Genomic DNA, 6043 nt, shown 5'->3' with positions numbered 1-6043 from the left:
AGGGCAGCGGTTCGGCTGTCGTGACGGGCAGGACCGCCGCATGGCCGGCGGGGCCCGCGAGGGCGAGCTGACGCAGTTCCGCCTCGTCGAGAGCGGCGACCTCCTCGCCGTTCTCGAAACTGTGCTTGATGTACTCGATGGTCACGAGGAATCCGATGACCAGCAGGATCCAGAGGGTCCACAGTCCCAGCAGCAGTGCCTTCGACTCGGGAAGCGCCCAGGTGAGGACACCGAGCACGACGAGGCCCGCGGCTCCCGTGAGCACCGTCGCCTTCAACAGCGTCGGGTAGCGGCGGGTGAACGGCTCTGCCCGTCGAGCGAGGTCTTCGCGGTACTCGGCGCGGTTCGACAGCGCCCTGATCACGTCGGTGAGCCGGTATCCGCTGCCGACGACCTGCACCTTCTCGCCGATCAGGAGGTCGGTCGAGAGCACCTGGCGGTTGAAGAGCAGGGTGAAGTTGGCGAGACGGCGCCGCAGGACGAGCCCGACGAGGAACGCGAGAGCGACGAACACGGCGAGAGCGCCGAGGAAGCGCCAGTAGTGGTCGCCGTAGAAGCCCCCGATCGTCTCCCGCATCGCGTCGATGCCGTAGGAGAACGGCAGGAGCGGGTAGATCGCACGGAAGAACCCGGGCATCAGCTCGATCGGGTACAGGCCGGACGCGCCGGGGATCTGCATGATCACCAGCAGGATGCACAGGCCCCGGCCGACGTGGCCGAAGGCGACGCAGAGGGCGTAGATGATGCTCACGTAGGCGAGGGCGATGAGCACACCGGTGCCGACGAAGGCCGCGGCGCTGACGGTCTGCACACCGATGATGAGGTTGCCGATGCACACGATCAGCGCCTGGCCGATGGCGAGCGTCGCGAAGAGGAAGAAGCGGCCGAAGTAGGCCTGGCGCACGGTGACGTCTTCGACGCCCTCGGTGTCGACCTCGACGCGGAAGATCACCATGAGCACGAAGGCGCCGATCCACAGCGACAGGTTCGTGAAGAGCGCGGCCATCGCCGACCCGTAGGTGTCGACGGGGAACACCAGATGCTCGTCGACCTCGACGGGGGAGGAGATGAACTGGGCGATCTGCTCGGGCTCCAGATCGGTCAGGGTACCGAGCAGACCCCACTCGGATGCGGCGTTGAGGGCGACGACGTCGGTGCGCGACGTCTGCAGTCCCTGCTCGATGCCCGCGAGGTCGTTGTCGAAGCTCTGCAGCGCCGACGACGTGGCCACGAGCTGCGAGTCCAGCCCGGCGAGCAGCTGATCGGCCTGTGCGAGCACGCCCTTCTGCGCGTCCAGCGCCGCCGAGAACGATCCGACGCTCGCCGACAGCTGCGACATGGCGCTGTTGAGCGAGGGGACGGTGCGGGTGAGGATGTCGCGCATCGCCGCCGAGGCATCCCGGGTGTCCTGCATCGCCCGGTCCACGGCGTCGGCTGCCGCCTGAACGGAAGCCACGGTGTCGGAGGCGCCGGCCTTCAGGGTCTTCAGATCCGCGAGCAGCTGTTGATCGGTGGCATTGCGCTGTTGGAGCGAGGCGATGACCTCGGTCAGGCGCTGCTTCGTGTCGTCGCTGAGGTCGGTGTTGTCGAGAAGCGCCTGCAGTCGGGCGGCCGCCGCCTCGTTCGCCTTCAGCACGTTCGAGACGTCGTCGATCCCGGCGTCGATGCGTACCCCCGCCTGTTCGAGGCTCTGGGTGAGACGGGTGATCGAGACGTTCGCCTTCGAGGAGGCGTCGGCGAGCAGGGTGGTGCCCTTCAGGAACGCCGTGGTGGCGCTGTCGGTGAAGGCGATCACCTCCTTCTGCGTCTCGGCGATGATCGACTGCGTCTGGGCGAGCGACTTCTGCACATCGCCGAGCGTCGTGTCGACGTCGCCGAGCGTGCCCCGCGCTGACGAGAGGGAGCCGCGGGAGGATGTGAGCCCCTCCTGCGTCTCTGCGAGGTTCTCGCGCGCTGACGAGAGGGTCTGGGTCGCCTGGTCGAAGGCGTTGAGGGTGTTGTCCCTGGCGTTCAGCAGCCGCAGCTCCGTGGAGTCGCCGACGTCTTTGAGGGCGTTCGTCGCTGCGAGCGCCACCTGCTCCTTGAAGGCGGTCGTGACCTGCTTGTCGAGTTCAGAGGCGCCGACGTCGGTGATCTTCGGCGCGATCGCGCCGGCCTTCTCGTTGACGTAGTACTGCAGTGCCGGCTGGGTGAAGTCGCCGCTGGTGATGCTGAGCAGATCCTCACTGAACTGTGCGGGAATGACGATGGCGGCGTAGACGTCGCCCTTCTTCACCGCCTCCTGGGCCTCGTCCTCGCCCATGAACTGCCAGCCGAGCTGGTCGTTGTCCTCGAGCTGCTCGGTCACCTGCTCGCCGATGTCGATGTGTCCGGTGAGGTCGGAGGTGGCGCCCTCGTCGAGATCGACCACCGCCACGCGGATGTTCGCGGTGTTGGCGTAGGGGTCCCAGAACGCGTTGATGTTGAACCACGCGTACAGGGCCGGGGTGATGAGCACCCCGATGATGATGATCCAGGCTTTGGGTACGCGGGAGAGTCTCTTGACGTCGCGCTTGTAGATCCGCCAGCTCTGTTTCACGGGACGAGTTTACACGTTACGTGCACACGAACGTGCAAGTTAGCTGAGGGGATGTGCGCAGACACGGGTCAGCCCAGAGTCGTGACGGTCATCTCGTTCGTGGCGGTGTCGCACATGGTCAGACGCCACGCGGGCGAGCCGTCTTCCATGACCCGTGCCATCTCGACGATGAGCGGACTCGGATATTCCTCGCCCGAGAGCTGGGCCGCGCTGTAGGCGCTGCTGCCGTTCATCTGCTGCTCCGCCTCGGTGAGCTCGGTCTCGCCCGTCGTGATGACTTCCAGCGTGCGGACGTCGACCAGTGACTCCCTGCCGAAGGCCGGATCGTCGACCCGTTCGCCGAACATGTCGACCCGGGTGTCGGCGCTGCGCAGCCGCCACACGAAGTCGGAGTCGACCCACTCGAGGCGAAGGCCCACGATGGTGCCGCCGATCGCCTCCGATTCTCCGGGCAGGGACTCGAGGAAGTCGGAGGGCCAGGAGACCTCGGACGGCAGGCAGGTGCCGGGGAAGCCGTCGCCGACAGCCGCCGGCGGGCTGGGCATCGCCGCGGAGCAACCGGCGCAGGCCAGCACTCCTGCGACCAGGAGCGCGCTTGCGCGCAGACGTACGGCGCTGGGCATCGGTGCCTCCATGATCGTCGCCGACATCCTGGGATCCTAGCCTGGAACACGCACCCAGGCGCAGGACGACACCCCCTTCTTCGTCTGGTTCAACTCGACGCACATGCACTTCCGCACCCACACCAAGGAAGAGAGCAAGGGGCGCGCCGGACGCTGGCAGTCGGACTACCACGACACGATGCTCGACCACGATGACATCGTGGGAAGCCTGCTCGACCTGATCGACGAGCTCGGGCTGGCCGAGAACACGATCGTCATGTACTCCACCGACAACGGCCCGCACATGAACAGCTGGCCGGACGCCGGGATGACGCCGTTCCGCAACGAGAAGAACTCCAATTGGGAGGGCGCCTACCGCGTGCCCGCGATGGTCCGCTGGCCGGGGCGCATTCCGGCGGGGACGACGCTCAACGGGATCGTCAGTCACAACGACTGGTTCATCACGCTGCTGGCCGCGGCCGGAGATGCGGACATCGCCGAGCGCCTGAAGGAAGGCACCGAGCTGCACGGCACGGATTTCAGAGTGCACCTCGACGGGAACAACCAGCTGGACTACATCACGGGTGCCGTCGAACAGAGCCCGCGTCGCCACTTCTTCTACGTGTCGGACGACGGCGACCTCACGGCGCTGCGGTTCGAGAACTGGAAGGTGGTGTTCCTCGAGCAGCGCGCCGCCGGCACCCTGCTCGTCTGGCAGGAGCCCTACATCGAGCTGCGCTTCCCGAAGCTGTTCAACCTCCGCACAGACCCCTACGAGCGGGCCGACATCACGTCGAACACCTACTGGGACTGGGTGCTCGACCACATCTTCCTGTTCGTGCCGGCGCAGGCGTATGTCGCGCGGATGCTGCAGAGTCTCGTGGAGTTCCCCGCGCGGCAGGAGTCGGCGTCGTTCACGATCAACCAGGTGATGGCGAAGCTGGATGCGACGCCCGGCAGCTCCTGACCCACGAGCCGCGCCGATCGTCATGTTCCCGCCCGAGGTCGCGCGTTTCGGCACGCCGTTCATCCGCGACGACATCGGCTGCAGGATGCCGTCAGGTCGAGCCGCTACCCTCAGGCCATGCGCCGAATCGTGGTCCTTCCTCTCGTCCTCGCCGCCGGACTCACCGCCGGACTCCTCTCCGGCTGCTCGCAGGTCACGCAGATGGCGGGCGACGCGATCGGGGTCGACGTCCAAGCGACGTGCACGACGATCGACGACGCCTACGGGCAGTACCAGGCGCTGCTCGACCAGGGCGAGATCTCGGCCGAGCAGGCCGACGCGGCGCGCGACGAGCTCGTCGCATCGCTCGAGGGGCTCGCGGCGAACGTCGACGGACAGCTGGGCGACCTCATCCGCTCCGGCGCCACCCAGATCGGCGGCATGACAGACCTGCAGGCCCCGGAGACGGTCGAGGCGATCGAGCAGCTCAAGGACTCGGCCTCGGCCTTCTGCGGCTGACCCGGCGGCCTGTGAGACGATGCCGGAGATGAGCACTGCGGCTGATGAAGAGCTTCGCGCCCTCCGGGCCCGCGCCTATGGTCCGACGGCGGACATCGAGAGCGATCCTGCCGCCCTGCATCGCCTCCAGCAGCTGGAGGCGATGACGAAGCCGAGGGCATCCGCCGGTGACGCCGACGCTTTCGCGGCGGAGATCGAGCCCTGCGGCAGCCCGAGTCGATTCGACCACCCGAGCCCCTTCGAAGGCATGCGCGGCCGGAGCAGAGCGCGCAGGAAGCGGAGAAGGACGAACTCGACGTGTTCGCCGATGCCGCCGTCGATGCGACGGATCCGCTCGCGCCGAAACAGGAACCAGCCGAGAAGCTGGCGGCCTGGTTCACGGTGCGCACGACCAGGATCCTGTGGGTGGTCGCGATTGTGGCGGCGGCCGTGATGTCGGCGGCCGTCACCTTCGCACTCGTGAAGGTCACCCCCGTCGCCTCGTCTTCGGGGGCTCCGCAGATCACCACACTCGACGCGACATCGACACTCAAGGTCCCGGCGGGGTGGATGGGAGCAGGCCCGAGCTCCGCTGTGTTCGACTTCTACGGCTTGGCTCTGGTGGAGACCACGGGTGGATACGGCGGCGGGGGTATCGGAAGCGAGTGCTTCACCGTCGCCAGGTCCGACCAGATCCCGAGGGTGGAGGAGTTCGACTCCTCCAACGGATGGAGCTACGACGGACCCGTATACACGGGTTGCGCCGTCGGCACGTGCCCCGCGACCGTCGAGGTGCCTTTCGACAGCAATGTCCCCAAGGAGCTGAGCGAGCGCTTCCCCGCAGCGACCGCACTGCAGTTCGTGTACGACGGCGAACGGGTCGGGGTCTTCCTCGACAGCGAGTAGGCGAGCGAAACGCCCGCCGCGGGAGCGGTCCAGCGCGATGTTACGATGGCCGCAGCAGCTGCGGGGGAGTGACGACCCCCGGCCCTCCGGGGCAGGTGGCGGCTCGCGCGTCCGGCGTATCGACGAGAGGCCGATGAGCGATCGGCGAAGGTGTGGTGGCACCGCGATCTAGCCCCCGCCCGCACCTCCAGGGCTTTCGCCACCTGGAGGAATCATGTCGCCGACCGACCCCGCTCGCACTCTCGCCACTCAGCTTCCCGACACGCCCTCCGGCGCACGGATCACCCTCATGGGACACGTGCACCGGCGCAGGGAACTCGCCACCGTCTCGTTCCTGATCCTGCGCGACCGCACCGGACTCGCGCAGATCGTGTTCCGACCCGAGCAGCTCCCGACCGCCGGTCTGCCCGGTGAGGAGACGGTCGTGCGCATCGAAGGCACCGCGACCACGAACGCGCACGCCCCCGGTGGCATCGAGGTGACAGCACCCGAGATCACCCTGCTCTCGGAGCC

The 6043-nt window shown here is 67.4% G+C and carries 6 protein-coding genes and 1 pseudogene; 5 read left to right on the top strand and 2 right to left on the bottom strand.

Going from position 1 to position 6043, the window contains the following annotated elements:
- Both KZA10_RS18595 and KZA10_RS06375 read right to left on the bottom strand, forming a co-directional pair.
- The coding region (locus tag KZA10_RS18595; protein WP_218682442.1) for a YhgE/Pip domain-containing protein at window positions 1-2578 on the bottom strand (2578 nt) is incomplete at its 3' end.
- Window positions 2579-2646: 68 nt separating this feature from the next.
- The gene (locus KZA10_RS06375; protein WP_218682441.1) at window positions 2647-3228 is read right to left on the bottom strand and encodes a hypothetical protein; all 582 of its coding nucleotides are present in this window, start codon (window positions 3226-3228) and stop codon (window positions 2647-2649) included.
- A 40-nt stretch (window positions 3229-3268) separates the two neighbouring features.
- Here KZA10_RS06375 and KZA10_RS18685 point away from each other — a divergent pair.
- From KZA10_RS18685 to KZA10_RS06355, 5 genes and pseudogenes are all read left to right on the top strand, one after another.
- A pseudogene (locus KZA10_RS18685) lies at window positions 3269-3652 on the top strand (sulfatase-like hydrolase/transferase); the annotation flags it as partial.
- Window positions 3653-3724: 72 nt separating this feature from the next.
- Window positions 3725-4147, top strand: a complete 423-nt coding sequence (locus KZA10_RS18680; protein WP_374196549.1) for a hypothetical protein — start codon at window positions 3725-3727, stop codon at window positions 4145-4147.
- Between the two features lie 117 nt (window positions 4148-4264).
- Window positions 4265-4645 (top strand): hypothetical protein, encoded by a 381-nt coding sequence (locus KZA10_RS06365; RefSeq protein WP_055874389.1) that lies wholly within the window; start codon window positions 4265-4267, stop codon window positions 4643-4645.
- A 297-nt stretch (window positions 4646-4942) separates the two neighbouring features.
- Window positions 4943-5530 carry a hypothetical protein gene (locus KZA10_RS06360; protein WP_218682440.1) on the top strand — a complete coding sequence of 196 codons (588 nt, stop codon included), beginning with the start codon at window positions 4943-4945 and terminating at the stop codon, window positions 5528-5530.
- A 214-nt stretch (window positions 5531-5744) separates the two neighbouring features.
- On the top strand, window positions 5745-6043 hold a 299-nt coding region (locus KZA10_RS06355; RefSeq protein WP_256934485.1), incomplete at its 3' end, for an OB-fold nucleic acid binding domain-containing protein.

Origin of the sequence: Microbacterium sp. BF1 (genome assembly GCF_019279095.1) — a bacterium.
Taxonomy (GTDB): Bacteria; Actinomycetota; Actinomycetes; order Actinomycetales; family Microbacteriaceae; genus Microbacterium; species Microbacterium maritypicum.
This window is presented reverse-complemented; position numbering and strand designations above follow the sequence as displayed.

Bases quoted from the DNA above. Each gene is read 5' to 3' on its own strand.
- KZA10_RS06365 (WP_055874389.1), top strand. From the start codon at position 4,265: ATGCGCCGAATCGTGGTCCTTCCTCTCGTCCTCGCCGCCGGACTCACC.
- KZA10_RS06375 (WP_218682441.1), bottom strand. From the start codon at position 3,228: ATGTCGGCGACGATCATGGAGGCACCGATGCCCAGCGCCGTACGTCTG.